This window comes from Muricoccus roseus, assembly GCF_900141905.1.
Taxonomy (GTDB): domain Bacteria; phylum Pseudomonadota; class Alphaproteobacteria; order Acetobacterales; family Acetobacteraceae; genus Roseomonas; species Roseomonas rosea.
Genome location: NZ_FQZF01000057.1, coordinates 1 through 15,145, shown reverse-complemented (window position 1 = coordinate 15,145; position 15,145 = coordinate 1). Strand labels below are relative to the sequence as shown.

Here is a 15,145-nt window from a genome sequence, read left to right as displayed (position 1 = left end):
CAGGTGGAAGTCGGGTAACCGACGCAGCCGAGCGGTCCTAATCGCCCGATCGAACTCATCCCCCCCACCGCTGAGGCCTAAAAACCCTCGCCGTGCGCAGCACCAATACGCAAACCCCTCCCACACAACACACCAACCCATCCATCACACCATCCGTCCCCAAACCAAGATCTGGCCCGGTGGCCTGGTGCCTATAGCGAGGTTGCCACACCCGATCCCATCCCGAACTCGGCCGTGAAACACCTCCGCGCCTATGGTACTGCGTCTTAAGACGCGGGAGAGTCGGTCGGCGCCAGGCCACCAGACCAGATCTTGATCAAGGACAACTCAACAAAGCCCGTCAGCATACGCTGACGGGCTTTGTTGCGTTTGGGCCGCTCTGAGCTGCTGGACTACCGGCTACCGCACGGGTTCGTGTGATATTCTGTTCTTGCGTGTGAGGTACTTGTGAAATCCTGGGCCACGTGCGCATAAGTCCGGCGAGATCGACCAAGATTTCACACCGGGAGCGCCCATGAGTGACAACCGATACCGGGTCTGCGTTGTCGGCCTTGGTTCCATGGGGATGGGCGCCGCGCGCTCCTGCATCTCGGCCGGGCTTACCACTTACGGTGTGGACCTGAACTCGGCCGCCTGTGACGCCCTGCGTGAAGCGGGTGCCGAGGCGGCAGGCCCCGATGCCTCCGCCTTCGCCGGGCAGCTCGATGCCGTTCTGCTCCTGGTGGTGAATGCCGCGCAGTGCCGCGCAGTCCTGTTCGGCCAGGACGGCCTCGCTCCCAAACTCCGCCCGGGCACGGCCGTCATGGTCTCCGCGACCATCTCCGCGGCCGATACACGTGCCATGGCCGCGGAGCTCGAACCGATGGGCCTGCTGATGCTGGACGCGCCCGTCTCCGGGGGCGCGGCGAAGGCCGCGCTCGGCGAGATGACGGTCATGGCCGCCGGCTCCCGCGCCGCTTTCGATCGGCTCCGCCCCGTGCTCGATGCCATCGCCGGCAGGGTCTACGAAATCGGTGCGGAGATCGGCCTCGGTGCCACGGTGAAGATCATTCACCAGCTCCTCGCCGGCGTGCACATCGCGGCCGGTGCGGAAGCCATGGCCCTCGCCGCCCGTGCCGGCATCCCGCTCGACACGATGTACGAGGTGGTCACCAACGCCGCCGGCAACAGCTGGATGTTCGAGAACCGCATGAAGCATGTGGTCGAGGGCGACTACACCCCGCATTCCGCGGTGGACATCTTCGTCAAGGACCTGCGCCTGGTCACTGAGACGGCCCTGTCCCTGAACTTCCCGCTCCCGCTCGCCAGCACGGCCTACGCAATGTTCGCCAACGCCAGCAATGCCGGCTTCGGGCGGGAGGATGATTCCGCCGTCATCAAGACCTTCGCCGGCATCGAACTGCCCGGCCAAAAGAGGAGCTGACCATGCGCCTGGGCGTCATCGCCGATGATTTCACCGGCGCCACGGACATCGCCGGCTTCCTCGTGGCCAACGGGCTGCGCACCGTTCAGCTCAACGGCGTGCCGTCGGCCGATCTGCAGATCGAGGCGGATGCGATCGTCATCAGCCTGAAGAGCCGATCCTGCCCCCTGGCGGAGGCCGTCGCGCAGAGCCTCGCCTCGCTCGAATGGCTCCGGTCCCGTGGCTGCCCACAATTCTTCTTCAAATACTGCTCGACCTTCGACAGCACGCCGCAGGGCAATATCGGCCCGGTGACGGATGCGCTGCTCGATGCGCTGGGCGAGGATTTCACTGTGATCTGCCCCGTGCTGCCGGTGAACGGCCGCACGATCTACAACGGCTATCTGTTCGTGAACGGTGTCCCGCTCGACGAATCCGGCATGCGCCACCATCCCGTCACCCCGATGACGGACAGCAACCTGATGCGGCTGATGGACGCGCAGTCCCGCGGCCGAACGGGCAACGTGCCGAGCACGGTCATGGACCGCGGCGCCGATGCCGTACGCGCCGCGCTGGACGAGCTGAAGTTCAAGGGCTTCCGCTACGCCGTGCTGGATGCGCTGAACGACGCGCATCTCGTCACCATGGGCCAGGCAGTCGCCGACATGCGGCTCGTGACCGGTGGCTCGGGCCTTGCGGATGGCATGGCGCGCGCCTGGGGCGGCTCCGGCGATGCGGCCTCGACCGGCCGCCCCGCCAAGGGGCGCGCCGTGATCCTCTCGGGCTCCTGCTCGCAGATGACCAATGCCCAGGTCGTGGCCTACCGCGACGCCGCGCCCTCCCTGGCCGTTTCCGTCGATCGCTGCCTGTCCGAACCGGGCTATGCGGGCGAGCTGGCGGCCTGGGTGGAGGCCCAACCGGCGGACGGCCCCGCCCCGCTGGTCTTCGCCACCACCCCGCCGGAAACGCTCAAGGCGCTGCAGGCCCGATTCGGTGCTGCCGAGGCGAGTGCGGCCGTGGAGCGCGTCTTCGGCGCCCTGGCCCAGCGGCTCGAAGCCAAGGGCTTCAACCAGTTCATCGTTGCCGGCGGCGAGACCTCCGGCATCGTCACCCAATCGCTCGGGATCGGCGGCTTCCATATCGGGCCGCAGATCGCGCCGGGCGTCCCCTGGGTGCGCGCCATCGGCCGGCCACTCTCCCTCGCGCTGAAGTCGGGGAATTTCGGCGGGGAGCGCTTCTTCTTCGAAGCGCAGGATCTGGCGGCCTGAGGCCGCGAAGAGGAGCGAGGACATGCCGCGTTTCGCCGCCAATCTCTCGATGATGTTCACCGAGCTGCCCTTCCTCGACCGCTTCGCCGCGGCGGCCGCCGAGGGCTTCGAGGCCGTCGAGTTCCTCTTCCCCTACGACCACCCGCCAGAGGACGTCGCCGCCCGGCTGAAGGGGGCCGGACTCACCCAGGCGTTGTTCAACATGCCGCCCGGCGACTGGGCCGCGGGCGAGCGCGGCATGGCCGCGATTCCCGGCCGCGAGCAGGAGTTCCGCGAGAACGTCGCGACGGCCCTTCGCTATGCGAAGGCGCTGGGCTGCAAGACGCTGCACGCCATGTCCGGCCTCACCGAGGGCATGGACCGCGCCGCCTGCGAGGCGAGCTTCATCGAGAACTTCCGCTTCGCCGCTGATGCCCTCGCCCCCGAGGGCATCACCCTGCTGGTCGAGCCGATCAACAGCCGCAACATGCCGGGCTACTTCATCGCGCATCAGCTCGAGGCCGTGGCGCTGGTGGAGCGCGTCGGTCGGCCGAACGTCTCCGTGCAGCTGGATCTCTACCACGCGCAGATCATGGACGGCGACCTGACCCGGCTGATCGAGAAGATGGCCGGCAGATTCGCCCATGTGCAGATCGCCTCTGTCCCCGAGCGGCATGAGCCGGATGAGGGCGAGCTGAATTACCCGCATCTCTATGCCGTGCTCGACCGGGTCGGCTACCAGGGCTGGATCGGCTGCGAGTACAATCCGCGTGGGGAGACCACGGCCGGCCTCGGCTGGTTCACCCCCTACAAGGCGCGCTGAGCGCGGCATGATTCCCGCTGAGCGGCAAAAGCTGATCCTCGCCCGCCTTTCCGGCCATGGCGTGCTCAGCATCGCGGAGCTGACCGAGCTGCTGGGTGTCTCGCACATGACCGTGAGGCGGGACATCCAGCAGCTCGAGCGGGAGGGGCGCGTCATGTCCGTCGCGGGGGGCGTCCGACTTCCGCAACGCATCATCTTCGAACCGCCCCATACCACGAAGGCGACTCTGGCCTCGGCCGAGAAGGCGGCCATCGGTCGCCTGGCGCTTGGCCTGATCCCGGATGGCGCCGTCATCTATCTCGACGCAGGCACCACGACGTTGCAAATCGCCCAAGGCCTCACCGACCGGGACGACATCGCCGTCATCACCAATGACTTCGTCATCGCCGCCTTCCTGACGCGCGAGGCGCGCTGCCGCCTCTATCACACGGGCGGGGCAGTAGAGCGGGAGAACCAATCCTGCGTGGGCGAGCCGGCGGCCGAGGCAATCCGCCGCTTCAACTTCGACATCGCCTTCATCTCCACCTCTTCCTTCGGCCTGCGCGGCGTCTCGACGCCCTCCGAGAGCAAGGTGGCCGTCAAGCGCGCCATCGCGCAGAGCGCCGCCCGCAGCATCCTCGTCACCGACAGCAGCAAGTATGGCCGCATCGGCACCTTCAACGCCGTGCCGCTGGAGGCGCTGTCCGCCATCATCACTGATTCCGGCCTGCCGGAGGATGTCCGTACCGCCATCCGCGAACGCGGCATCAACCTGCACATCGCGACGCCCGAGACCGGGAACTAGGGAGCACACCAGCATGAAGATCATCGTGACCGGCGGCGCCGGCTTCCTGGGCAGCCGCGTCATCCGCGCGTTGCTCGCCCAGGGCGGCGGAAAGGATGGCGTGCCCGCCTTCGACGGCATCGTCTCGGTCGATCTGGCGCCCTGCCCGGTGGAGGATGCGCGCGTCACCTCCGTGACCGGCGACATCGCCGATGCGGCCTTCGCCCGCCGCGTGGTGGGGCCGGACACGGTCGGGATCTATCACCTGGCCGCGGTCTTGAGCGGCGGGTCGGAGCAGGATTTCGACCTCGCCATGCGCGTCAATGTCGATGGCACCCGCGCCCTGCTGGAAGCCGCCCGCGCCACCGGCCGCGCGCCGCGCTTCGTCTTCACCAGCTCCCTCGCCGTCTTCGGCGGCGAGATGCCGGAGGTGGTGCCGGAGGCCATGGCGCTCATGCCGGCCTCGACCTACGGCTCTCAGAAGGCGATCGGCGAGCTGCTGGTGAACGACTACTCCCGCAAGGGCTTCATCGATGGCCGGGTCTGCCGCCTGCCCACCATCTCCGTGCGCCCGGGCAAGCCCAACTCGGCCGCCTCCTCCTTTGCCAGCGGGATCATCCGTGAGCCGCTCGCGGGCGAGCCGTCCAACTGCCCCGTCCCGCTGGAAACCCGGATGTGGCTCTCCTCGCCCGATGCGGCGGTCGCCAACCTCATCCATGCCATCGCGGTCGACGGCGCGCGCATCGGCACCTGGCGCACGCTGAACCTGCCGGGCATCTGCGTCACGGTGGCCGAGATGCTGGCCAGCCTGGAGCGGATCGGCGGGGCCGGGCCGCGTTCGCTGGTCAGCCATGAGCTCGAGCCGCGCATCATGGATATCGTCTGCTCCTGGCCCGGGGATTTCGACGTCAGCCGCCCGCTCGCCCTGGGCTTCACGCGCGACACCGATTTCGACGCCGTCGTCCGCCAGTACAAGGACGAGTTCGTCCGCTGATTCCGCCGCTGCCGGCCAGGGAGGCCGGCGGCCGCAACGACAAAGACTGGAGAGTCCAATGAACGCTGCCGCGACTGCGGTAGGGCCGGCGGCCATCATCGGCCTGGTGCTCGGCATCATCCTGCTGATCTTCCTCGTGCTGCGCACCAAGGTGCACGCCATCGTGGCGCTGGTGATCGCCGCCTCCATCGCGGGGCTCTCGGCCGGCATGGCGCCGGACGCCGTGGTGAAGTCCATCACCACCGGCTTCGGCGCCACCCTCTCCACCATCGGCCTCGTCATCGGCTTCGGGGTGATGATGGGCCGCATCCTCGAGATCTCGGGCGCGGCGGAGAAGCTGGCGATCACCCTCGTCCGCTGGCTCGGCGAGAAGAAGGAGGAATGGGCGATGATAGCCACGGGCTACATCGTCTCCATCCCCATTTTCTGCGACAGCGCCTTCGTCATCCTCAACCCGCTGGTGCGCGCCCTGTCGCGCAACACGGGCCGGTCCGTCCTCACCCTCGGCATCGCCCTGGCCGGCGGCCTGATGCTCACCCACCATGCCGTGCCGCCCACGCCCGGCCCGCTGGGCGCGGCCGGCATCTTCAACGTCGATATCGGCCTGATGATCTTCTGGGGCGTGGTGCTGACGCTGCCCGCCACCTTCACGATCATCCTCTACGCCCGCGCCATGGGCCCGCGGATCGAGGCCATGATCGAGCGTGAAACAGGTGAGGCGCTGACGACCACCGCTGCCTTCGAGCAGTTCAAGGAGAGCGCCGCCGAGCGCGAGAGGGCGCTTCCCCCGCTCTGGCTCTCCATGCTGCCAATCGTCGTGCCGATCCTGCTGATCTTCATCAACACGGTCGTCTCCGGCTTCGTCACCGCCAGCGGCGACAGGGCGCTGGCCACCAACCCGCTCGTCCAGGCCTGCGCCTTCATCGGCAACCCGGTCATCGCCGTGGGGCTGGGCGTCATCATCGCCGTCTACGGCCTGGCCCGGCACCTCACCCAGCACGAGACCATGGCGGAGCTGGAGAAGGGGATCGAGGCGGCGGGCATCATCATGCTCGTCACCGGCGCGGGCGGCGCGCTGGGCGCCGTGCTGCGCGACAGCGGCACGGGAACCTATATCGGCCAGTGGGTCGCCACGCTGCCGCTGCCCGCCGTGCTCATCCCCTTCGTCATCGCGACCCTGGTGCGCCTCATCCAGGGCAGCGGCACGGTGGCCATGATCACCGGCGCCTCGATCTCCGCCCCCATCCTGGCGCAGATCCCGGACGTGAACCTGGTCTTCGCCGCCCAGGCCGCCTGCATCGGCTCCATGGTCTTCGGCTACTTCAACGACAGCTACTTCTGGGTCATCAACCGCATCCTCGGCGTGAAGAGCGCCAAGCACCAGATGCTGACCTGGTCGATCCCGAGCACCATCGGCTGGGCCACCTGCCTCGTCACGCTGCTCATCGCCAACGCCATCTTCGGCTGACCCGGCCGGGGGTGCCGGAACTCCGGCGCCCCCGTCCCTCCGCACCATCCTCCGACGGAACGAGACCATGACCGAGTCCGAACTGCGCGACCTCCTCGTCGAACTCGGCGCCAGCCTCTTCGCGCGGGGCTATTCCGTCGGCAGCGCCGGCAACATCAGCGTCCGCCTGCCGGATGGCTACCTGATGACGCCGACCAACTCCTCCCTCGGCCGCCTGAAGGCGGAGCGCATCAGCAAGCTCGACCTCGACTGGCGCCATATCGGCGGGGACAAGCCCTCGAAGGAGGTCTTCATGCATCGCGCCGTGCTGACGGCGCGGCCGGAGGCCGGGGCCGTGGTGCACCTGCACTCCACCCATGCCACCGCGATCGGCTGCCTAGCCGATTCCGGCGAGGCGGCGCCGATCCCGCCGCTCACCCCCTATTTCGTCATGCGCGTCGGCCGAACCCTGCCCGTCATCCGCTACTACCGCCCCGGCGATGCCGCGATGGAGCAGGACATCCATGAGGCGGCGAAGACCGCCCGCGCCATGCTGCTTGCCAATCATGGCCCCGTGGTCTCGGGCCAGTCGCTGATCGACGCGGTCTATGCGGCCGAGGAGCTGGAAGAAGCCGCACGGCTCGCGCTGATGCTGCGCGGGCAAAGCCCGCGGGAGCTGACGGCGGCGCAGGTGGATGACCTGCTGAGCACCTTCGGCTGATCGTGCCTCAAGGGCGCCTCAGGCTGCGGAAGGTGATGGAGTAGCGAAGCGCCTCCATCGCGGGGATGCTGTGCTCCCATTCCGTGCGCGACGGCCCGCGCAGCAGATAGGCCGAGCGGGGCTCCAGGATGAGCGAGGCCCGCTTCCAGCCCTCCCGCTCCTGCCGCCGGAAGCGGAAGGTGCAGGGGGCCAGAAGCGAGATGCCCAGCACGTCGCCGAACACCGCCTTGTCCCGGTGCCAGCCGATCCCGGCCCCCGCACCGTATTCCGTGACCAAGGCGTGTTGCAGGTCATCGGGCGGGACCCCCGCGAAGAATGCCGCCCTGTCGCGCAGCGGCAGCAGGAAATCCGGAAACGGCTCGGCGGCCTGCAGCCGTTCCGCGCCGAATTCATAGTGCCAGCCGAAGGAGACGGTGCGCCGCTTGCCGAGATAGGCGCCGAAGCGGAATTCGGTGAAGGGCAGCTCCGCGAGCCGCCCCACCAACCCGTGCTCCTCCTCCGGCGTGATCAGCGCCGCCTGGTGCCGGAAGCCCTCGGGAAGGGAAGGGCCCTCCTCGAACAAGCCCAGCTGCCCCGGCGCGGGCCGCCTCATCCCCCCGCGCCGATCCGGATGGAACGCCGCGCCATCTCCAACGCCCCCTCGCGGGACCGCGCCGCGCCGACGAACCGGCGCAGATGCACGAAGACCGCATCCGCCACCCCGCTCACTGCCGCCAGCTCCGCATCCCGCAGCCCGGCCCAGGCCTCGGGCAGGGGAAGGCGCTGCGCGAAGGAGCCGGGCTCCGGCCGCATGGCATCCACCATCCAGTTGCCGTTGGGCACGGGGTAGACGGCGTAGAGCACCGGCAGCCCATGGGCGAAGACCGGGTCCTCCCAGGGCATTTTGCGCGCCAGTTCCAGCACGCGCGGGTCGGCCGAGCGGCCATGGGCCGCCAGCACCACCGCATCCGCCGCCAGCCTCGACCGCACCGCCTCGATCCGGCGGCGCAGGAAGCCCTCCGCCAGGGCCGAGGCGGCGCGGAAGGCCTCGTCCTCGGCCGCGCGGTCGCCCACCGCCGGTGAATCCCAGGAGGGATTGAAGTCGCCCAGCACCGAGGCGAGCCCGAGCGCGTCGCTGGGATCGCCGAAGCCGTTATCCTGCCGGTCGATCCGCCGCACCACCTCCCGGTCGATCTCCGCCATCACGGCCGGTGCCATGTCGGCCGCCTCCGGCGACAGAACGGCGTGCACCGCGGCATCTCCGTAATGGCGCCAGATCAGCCCGGCGGCGCTGAAGGGCGTGCCGTCCTCCCGCACCGGCGCACCGCGCTGGTGATGGTCGAAGCGCCGCATCGCGGGGTCATAGGTCGTGCCTACATCCCAGACGATATCCGCCCGCGCGAGCACGGCCTCGTCCCGCGTGCGGACGAGCTCATGGTCCTCGCCCGCCTCGCCCAGGCCGAGGGCCAGGCGCAGCACGGCATAGGCGAAGGCATCATCCAGGTGAAAGCCGCCGCTATGGGTGGCAAGCAGGGGCCGGGCCGGCATCGGGGTGTCCATCCCGCGTCCCTAGCCCGCCCGGAAAGCGCCGGCCAGCTTGCTTGCCGGGCCCCTGGCACGCCCCCATCCTCAGCAGACGTTCCAGAGAGGGCTCAGCGATGCGCTTCCGTCTTTCTCCTGCCCTCCCCGCAGGCGCCCCGGCCGACCTGCCCCCGGACGCGGAGCGGCCGAGGCGCTGAGGCGGGGGGGCGCTGGCATGGCACGTCGCCCCGCCCGGCCGCCCCGCACGAGCTGCGGCGCGGTGGTGAGCGACGGTCCGCAGGTCCTGCTCGGCCATGCCACGCGCTCCGTGCTGTGGGACATCCCCAAGGGCGTGGCCGAGGCCGGCGAAGCCTTCGCCGAGGCGGCCGCGCGGGAGCTGCGCGAGGAAACCGGCCTTTGCGCGGACCCTTCGGCGCTGACCGACCTCGGCGTGCACGCCTATCTCCCCGGCAAGAACCTCGCCATCTTCGCCTGGCGGCAGGACGCGATGCCCGACCCGACCGCGCTCCGCTGCACCTCCTTCATCCGCCTGCCTGACGGGCGCCGCATCCCGGAATTCGACCGCTTCGCCGTCCTTCCCTGGGACGAGGCGCTGACCCGCACGGGCAAGAACCTCACCCGCGTGCTGCAGGGACTGAGGGCGGAGCCGGGCTGGCCCTTCGCCTGAGGCGGCGCGTCACGCTTGCGTCCCGCACCGGGCAGCCCGCAGCATGCGGCAAGGTTCAGGGGAGGCCCCATGCAGGCGAGCTCCAGCGCCGCAACGGCCCGCTATGACGCGGTCTCACGCGGCATCCACTGGGTCACCGTCGTGCTGGTGCTGGCCACGGCGGCACTCGGCCTCTGGATCGCCCATGCGCGGCCGGAGGACGAAGCCTTCAAGCTCGCCCTCTACAACCTGCATGAAAGCCTGGGCGCGACCATCTGGCTGATCACCCTCATCCGCCTGGCCTGGCGCATCCGCCATCCGGCCCCGCCCCTGCCGGCGGATCTGGGGGCGGCCATCCGCTTCATCGCCCGGGCCAACCACGCCGCCTTCTATCTCTGGTTGCTGACCATGCCGGTGGTCGGCTTCCTCGCCACCAATGCCTGGGGCTTCCCGCTGCGCTGGTTCGGCCTCATCCCCCTGCCATCCCCGGTCGGGACGGATATCCCCCTGGCCGAAACCCTCACCCTCATCCACCGGCTGATGGCCTGGAGCCTGATCGGGATGGTCCTCCTCCACACCGGCGCCGCACTCTGGCACGGGTTCATCCGGCGCGACGGCACGCTGCGGCGGATGCTGTAGCGGGATTCTGGGGCTGTTGGTCTGTCCCGGGGAGAGGAAGAAGGAATTCTTCCTCTCCCCGGACCCCTCACCATCATCTTCTTTTAGAAGTTTGGAATCACGGGGCTGACGGTGCGCCTGAGGTCGATGACCTCAGGCGACTGCAAGCGCAGGATCAATCCCGTTCAACCAGAGACAGCTTCGATCCGGGGTATCCACGGCAGTCCGATGGGGTTCCAAGGGCCTCAGGCCCTTAGCGGGCCAGGGCGGAGCCCTCAACACGAAGCCCACCGCCTCAATCCGCGAAGCACCCCACCGGCACGCCGGCCACGCCCAGATCGAGCACGAGAAGCCGCCCATCGGCTGGGCCGGGCGCTTCGCCCGCCGCGCTGGTCACGAAGAGCTGCCGCAGGCCGGGGCCGCCGAAGCAGGGCATGGTGGGGTGGCGCAGGGGCAGTTCCACCACGCGGTCCAGCCTTCCATCGGGCAGCCAGCGGTTGAGGCGCCCGGCGGAGTAGCCCGCGCTCCAGTAGCCGCCTTCCACATCCACCGCGCCGCCATCCGGCACGCCGGTGGCGCTGTCGGGCCGGGCCACCTCGCGCCGGTTGGAGACGGCGCCGCTGGCCGGGTCGTAGTCCCAGAGCCAGATTGCGGGGGCTTCCGTGTCGCTGTGCCAGAGCTGCCTTCCGTCCGGGCTCCATGCCAGGCCGTTGGAGATGGTGAGGCCGTCTGCCAGCGCCGCGCAGGCCTGCGCGCCGGGGTCGAGCCGCCAGAGAGCGGCACTGGGGCGCTTGCTCTCCGTGTCGTTCATCGAGCCGACGAGGAAGCGACCCTCCGGCGAGACCTTGCCATCATTCAGCCGGTTGCCCGGCCGGTCCGTCTCCGGCGCGGCCAGCAGGGTCAGCGTCCCGTCCTCCGGGGAGAAGCGGTGGATGCCCGAGCGCAGCCCCAGCAGCAGCGCACCGGAGCGGCACAGGCCCAGGCAGCCCACCGGCTCCGGCATGGGCCAGCTCTCCGTCCGCCCGGTCGCGGGGTTGGTGCGGTGCAGGGCCGGGGCGGGGATATCGACCCACCAGAGCCGCCCCAGCCCCTCGTCCCAGACAGGGCTCTCTCCGGTGCTGGCGACGGGCGCCTGGGCCAGGATGCGGACGGGATGGCTCATGCGGCGGGCTATACACCGGGGGGCCTTCGCCGGGCCTGGGCGAGGCGGTCACGATGCCGCGTCTTTCCGGCCGAGAACCGTGGCGGGGAGTGGGCGTTATCGCGCTGGGGCTTGGAGGCGCGCATCATGATGGGCTTGCCCGAGGCCGAGTTGGATAGGGTGCGGGATCTGGCCCGTTCCGTCGCCGCGCATCGCCGCGCCGGCGGCGAGCTGGACAGCCTGCCCGTGCCGCAGCAGATCGCGGTGCAGGGCATGGGGGAGGCGGAACGGCAGGTCTTCCTGGAGGAGCTGGCCCGGGCCGATGCGGCGCATGGCCGCGCCGGCTTCCATGCCGCCCTGGGCCAGTGGCATGCCGGCCGGCCGGACGAACCCGACCCGGAAGGGGTGCCCTAGGGCCGGTCAGACAAGGCTGGCGGGCCCTGGGCCGCCGGGAAGGCAAGGGGCGCCCGGCTGGACAGAGCTTCGCCGGAAACGCATCACCGGCCCGGGCGCTGAATCCCTAACCGATGCCCGACCGCCGGCGCCCCCAGTAGCCGGAGCCGCCATGGCGGCTTCCGCAGGAGATGAGATGGAGCAGCACCCGCCCCCGAACGAAGCCGAAGCACCGGATGCGGCAGGGCAGGGGCACCCGGCTTCGGACAGGGAAGGGCGCCGTTCCCTGCTGGATGCCCGCCGCCCGGCCTGGCGCGAACGCCTGTCGAGCCTTTCGCGGCGGGCCGAGGCCCTGCCCGCGCGGCCGGACGATATCGACATCGCCCTGACGAGCATCGGCGACCCGGAGGCCGGCGACCCCGCCCTGCTGGCAGCCCTGCGCGAGGCCGTGCTGGCGCGGCTGAGCGGATATGGCACGCCCGAGGCCGCGCTGGCGGCGGCGGTGGAGGACCTGCCGAAGGGGAGCACCGGGGAGCCGACGCTCGAAGCGGTGGGGCATTGCGCCGCGCTGGTGGCCGAGGCCTTCGCCATGCCGGCGCTGCAGGCCGATGCCTTCACCTGGCGTGCGACGGATGCGGAGCGGCGCCGGCGGGGCGAGCGCCGGGCCGCCACCCGCCTGGCGCGCGAGACCCGCGCGGAGGAGGAGCGGCGCCTCAAGGAATGGGAAAGCTCCCTTGTCGGCGCCGACGCCCTTCCCTCCCTGCTGGGCTGCACGCGGCATGAGGCGGACCGCTGGCTGCGCGCCGGGATCATCCCGGTGGCGCGCCGCGTGGCCGTCCGCCGGGCCGGCCGGACGGTGCAGGAGCCGGAATTCGACCCTGCCGCCCTGGAGTCGCTGCGGGGCGAGATCGCGGCCTGGCGCCGCGCGGATTCGGGCGAACGCCCGGTAGAGGCGCCGCCGGGTGTTGGGGCGGCCCCTGGGGAGGCGCGCGGCGAGACCCGCCGCATCAGCAACGCCGCCGTGGCCCGGATCGCGGGGCTGGACCGCTACGCCGCCCATTTCGCGACCGCGCGGGCGCTGGACCGCCGAATCATCGCCTGCCTCGGCCCCACCAATTCCGGGAAGACCTATTTCGGCCTGTCCCGCCTGGCCGAGGCCGAAAGCGGCCTCGCCCTGGGCCCTCTTCGCCTGCTGGCGCATGAGTACCGGGAGGCGCTGGAGGCGCGCGGCGTGCCCACCTCCCTCTCCACGGGGGAGGAGCGGATCCGCGTCCCGGGCAGCCGGCACACGGCGGCGACGGTGGAGATGTGCCCCTTCACCAACCCAGTCGATGTCGCGGTGATCGACGAGATCCAGATGCTGGCCGACCCCGAGCGCGGCGCGGCCTGGACCGCGGCGCTGATGGGCGTGCCCGCGCGCCAGGTGATCGTGCTCGGCGCGCCGGATGCCGCGCCCATGATCCGCCGCATCGCCCAGCTTTGTGGCGACCCGCTGGAGGAGGTGCGGCTGGAGCGGATGGGACCGCTCTCCGCCGCTCCGGTGCCGGTTCCCCTGGCGGAGATCGGGCGCGGCGACGCCGTCATTGCCTTCTCCCGCCGCGAGGTCTTCGCGCTGCGCGCCGAGCTGCTGCGCCGGGGCCGTACCGTGGCGGTGGTCTATGGCGCGCTCGGCCCCACCGTGCGGCGAGCCGAGGCCCGGCGCTTCCGGGAGGGCGAGGCGGAGGTGCTGGTGGCCACCGACGCGATCGGCATGGGGCTGAACATCGGCCCGCTGCGCCGCGTCGTCTTCTCCGCCCTCACCAAATACGACGGTAAGGAGGACCGCCCGCTCACGGTCCAGGAGATCAAGCAGATCGGCGGCCGTGCGGGCCGCTTCGGGGGGGAGCATGCGGAGGGAATCGTGGCCGTGCTGGAGCGCGGGGGCGACCCCCGGGACATCGCCCGGGCGCTGAAGGCGGCTCCGACCGCGCCGGAGGACCTGCGGCCCCCCGTGGCCCCCGATGCGGAGATCGTGGCGGCCGTGGCCGCCGAGATGGGCACGGACAGCCTGTTCGGCACGCTCCGGCGTATCGAGCGTGCCGTGCTGCGGCGGGACGACCCGAACTACCGCCTCGGCGACCTCTCCACCCAGATGGCCATCGCGGCGGCCGTGGACGGCGTGAGGGAGCTATCCCTGATGGACCGGTGGACCTATGCGATGTGCCCGGTGGACGAGCGCGATGAGGGAATCGCCCGGCTGTCGGACTGGGCGGTGGAGCATTCGCTCGGCATGGCCGTGCCGCCCCCCAAGGCCGGCCGCCTCCCCGCGCCCGACCGCGCCGGGCAGGACGCGCTGCAACTGGCCGAGCGGGTGCACCGCCGCCTGGTCGCCTGGCGCTGGATGGCCCTGCGCTTTCCCGACACCTATCGCGACATCGAAGGGGCCCTCGCCGAGAGCCGGCGGCTGAACGAGTGGATCGAGGCGGTTCTCTCCGCCCTTCCGAGTGGCCGGGCCCGGGCCGTCTCTGCCGGTGGCGACATGCCGGCCCGGCGGCGGGGTGGTGCGCCCGGGCGGTTCCGGAGCAACGGCCTGGCTCGCGCCGGCGCGAAGAATGGCGGACAGCGGCCCGGCCCACCCGCGAAGGGCTGAGATGAAAACTTCACGAAAGGGGTTGCGCGGGGCTCCGAAGGGGCCTATCTGCCCGCTCCGCGACGCGATGGCACTCCATCGCACCTGCTTCGGAGAGTTGAAATCGGGCCCCTCCGGCACGATATCAGTCCTCCCGGCGAGACGGTTTCCGCCTCCGCCGAAGACCGAAAAAGGGTCTTGCATCGGGTGCGCTGAAGCGCTAGATACGGCGCCCCGCAGCAAGGCGGACGCTCTTTTCCAGCTGGCGGCGAGGACTTGTTCCTCGCTGGATTAGCTGGGTTCGGTGTCTGATCGCTGCAAATCCAGATCTTTGTGCCTTCGGGCGCGGATCGTCGCTCTGCAGAAATGCGGGGCGATAAGGTGACTTTGGCGCCGCCTTCGGGCTGGTTGGCATGGTTACTTTTGTTCTCTGACAATTGCATCTGTCTTTTGGAAGATGATGATCTTTCATGGGGACGAGGTTTCACATGCCGTGAGGTATGTGTGGCTGAGTGTTCATGGGGAGATGTCGAGAATGGTGAGCGGAGCTTTGGTCGATGAGCATTGGCTTAGCTGAGCTTTAGGGCTTGGTTGGGTTGATGAACTTGAGAGTTTGATCCTGGCTCAGAGCGAACGCTGGCGGCATGCTTAACACATGCAAGTCGCACGGGCAGCAATGTCAGTGGCGGACGGGTGAGTAACGCGTAGGAACATGTCCATGAGGTGGGGGACAACCCTGGGAAACTGGGGCTAATACCGCATATCGGCTGAGGCCGAAAGCCTTCGGGCGCCTTTGGAGTGGCCTGCGTTCGATTAGCTTG

General features: G+C 69.9%; 14 protein-coding genes and 2 rRNA genes. 13 read left to right on the top strand and 3 right to left on the bottom strand.

Annotated features, from left to right (window positions below):
* Window positions 1-183: 183 nt before the first annotated feature.
* From rrf to otnC, 8 genes are all read left to right on the top strand, one after another.
* Window positions 184-298, top strand: a 5S ribosomal RNA gene (gene rrf / locus BUB97_RS24740).
* A 216-nt stretch (window positions 299-514) separates the two neighbouring features.
* Window positions 515-1,423 carry an L-threonate dehydrogenase gene (gene ltnD, locus BUB97_RS24735; protein WP_073140447.1) on the top strand — a complete coding sequence of 303 codons (909 nt, stop codon included), beginning with the start codon at window positions 515-517 and terminating at the stop codon, window positions 1,421-1,423.
* Between the two features lie 2 nt (window positions 1,424-1,425).
* Window positions 1,426-2,670 (top strand): 3-oxo-tetronate kinase, encoded by a 1,245-nt coding sequence (gene otnK, locus BUB97_RS24730; protein WP_073140444.1) that lies wholly within the window; start codon window positions 1,426-1,428, stop codon window positions 2,668-2,670.
* Between the two features lie 22 nt (window positions 2,671-2,692).
* Window positions 2,693-3,472: a 2-oxo-tetronate isomerase gene (gene otnI / locus BUB97_RS24725; RefSeq protein ID WP_073140441.1), complete on the top strand. Its 780-nt coding sequence runs from the start codon at window positions 2,693-2,695 to the stop codon at window positions 3,470-3,472.
* Between the two features lie 7 nt (window positions 3,473-3,479).
* Window positions 3,480-4,256: a DeoR/GlpR family DNA-binding transcription regulator gene (locus BUB97_RS24720; protein ID WP_073140438.1), complete on the top strand. Its 777-nt coding sequence runs from the start codon at window positions 3,480-3,482 to the stop codon at window positions 4,254-4,256.
* 13 nt (window positions 4,257-4,269) lie between these two features.
* On the top strand, window positions 4,270-5,229 hold the full coding sequence (denD, locus tag BUB97_RS24715; protein ID WP_073140435.1) for a D-erythronate dehydrogenase: 960 nt from the start codon (window positions 4,270-4,272) through the stop codon (window positions 5,227-5,229).
* 58 nt (window positions 5,230-5,287) lie between these two features.
* On the top strand, window positions 5,288-6,697 hold the full coding sequence (locus tag BUB97_RS24710) for a GntP family permease (protein WP_073140432.1): 1,410 nt from the start codon (window positions 5,288-5,290) through the stop codon (window positions 6,695-6,697).
* A gap of 67 nt (window positions 6,698-6,764) precedes the next feature.
* Window positions 6,765-7,397 carry a 3-oxo-tetronate 4-phosphate decarboxylase gene (otnC, locus tag BUB97_RS24705; RefSeq protein WP_073140429.1) on the top strand — a complete coding sequence of 211 codons (633 nt, stop codon included), beginning with the start codon at window positions 6,765-6,767 and terminating at the stop codon, window positions 7,395-7,397.
* 7 nt (window positions 7,398-7,404) lie between these two features.
* On the opposite strand, the gene BUB97_RS24700 is transcribed toward otnC, so the two are convergent.
* Both BUB97_RS24700 and BUB97_RS24695 read right to left on the bottom strand, forming a co-directional pair.
* Complete coding sequence (locus BUB97_RS24700; RefSeq protein WP_073140426.1) at window positions 7,405-7,989, bottom strand: alpha-ketoglutarate-dependent dioxygenase AlkB; 585 nt, start codon at window positions 7,987-7,989, stop codon at window positions 7,405-7,407.
* Complete coding sequence (locus BUB97_RS24695) at window positions 7,986-8,936, bottom strand: MYG1 family protein (protein ID WP_245818453.1); 951 nt, start codon at window positions 8,934-8,936, stop codon at window positions 7,986-7,988. Before BUB97_RS24695 ends, BUB97_RS24700 begins: the two co-directional genes overlap by 4 nt.
* A 196-nt stretch (window positions 8,937-9,132) precedes the next feature.
* Between BUB97_RS24695 and BUB97_RS24690 the strand changes: the two genes are divergently transcribed.
* Window positions 9,133-9,585 carry an NUDIX domain-containing protein gene (locus BUB97_RS24690; RefSeq protein WP_073140421.1) on the top strand — a complete coding sequence of 151 codons (453 nt, stop codon included), beginning with the start codon at window positions 9,133-9,135 and terminating at the stop codon, window positions 9,583-9,585.
* Between the two features lie 69 nt (window positions 9,586-9,654).
* A complete protein-coding gene (locus BUB97_RS24685; protein ID WP_073140418.1) occupies window positions 9,655-10,203 on the top strand; it encodes a cytochrome b in 549 nt (182 codons plus the stop codon).
* A 274-nt stretch (window positions 10,204-10,477) separates the two neighbouring features.
* Here the strand turns inward: BUB97_RS24685 and BUB97_RS24680 are convergent, their stop codons facing one another.
* A complete protein-coding gene (locus BUB97_RS24680; RefSeq protein WP_073140415.1) occupies window positions 10,478-11,344 on the bottom strand; it encodes an SMP-30/gluconolactonase/LRE family protein in 867 nt (288 codons plus the stop codon).
* Between the two features lie 126 nt (window positions 11,345-11,470).
* Between BUB97_RS24680 and BUB97_RS24675 the strand changes: the two genes are divergently transcribed.
* The 3 genes from BUB97_RS24675 to BUB97_RS24665 all read left to right on the top strand — a co-directional run.
* Window positions 11,471-11,737, top strand: a complete 267-nt coding sequence (locus BUB97_RS24675; protein WP_139281453.1) for a hypothetical protein — start codon at window positions 11,471-11,473, stop codon at window positions 11,735-11,737.
* A 151-nt stretch (window positions 11,738-11,888) separates the two neighbouring features.
* Complete coding sequence (locus BUB97_RS24670; protein ID WP_086062548.1) at window positions 11,889-14,345, top strand: helicase-related protein; 2,457 nt, start codon at window positions 11,889-11,891, stop codon at window positions 14,343-14,345.
* 580 nt (window positions 14,346-14,925) lie between these two features.
* Window positions 14,926-15,145, top strand: a 16S ribosomal RNA gene (locus BUB97_RS24665); the annotation flags it as partial.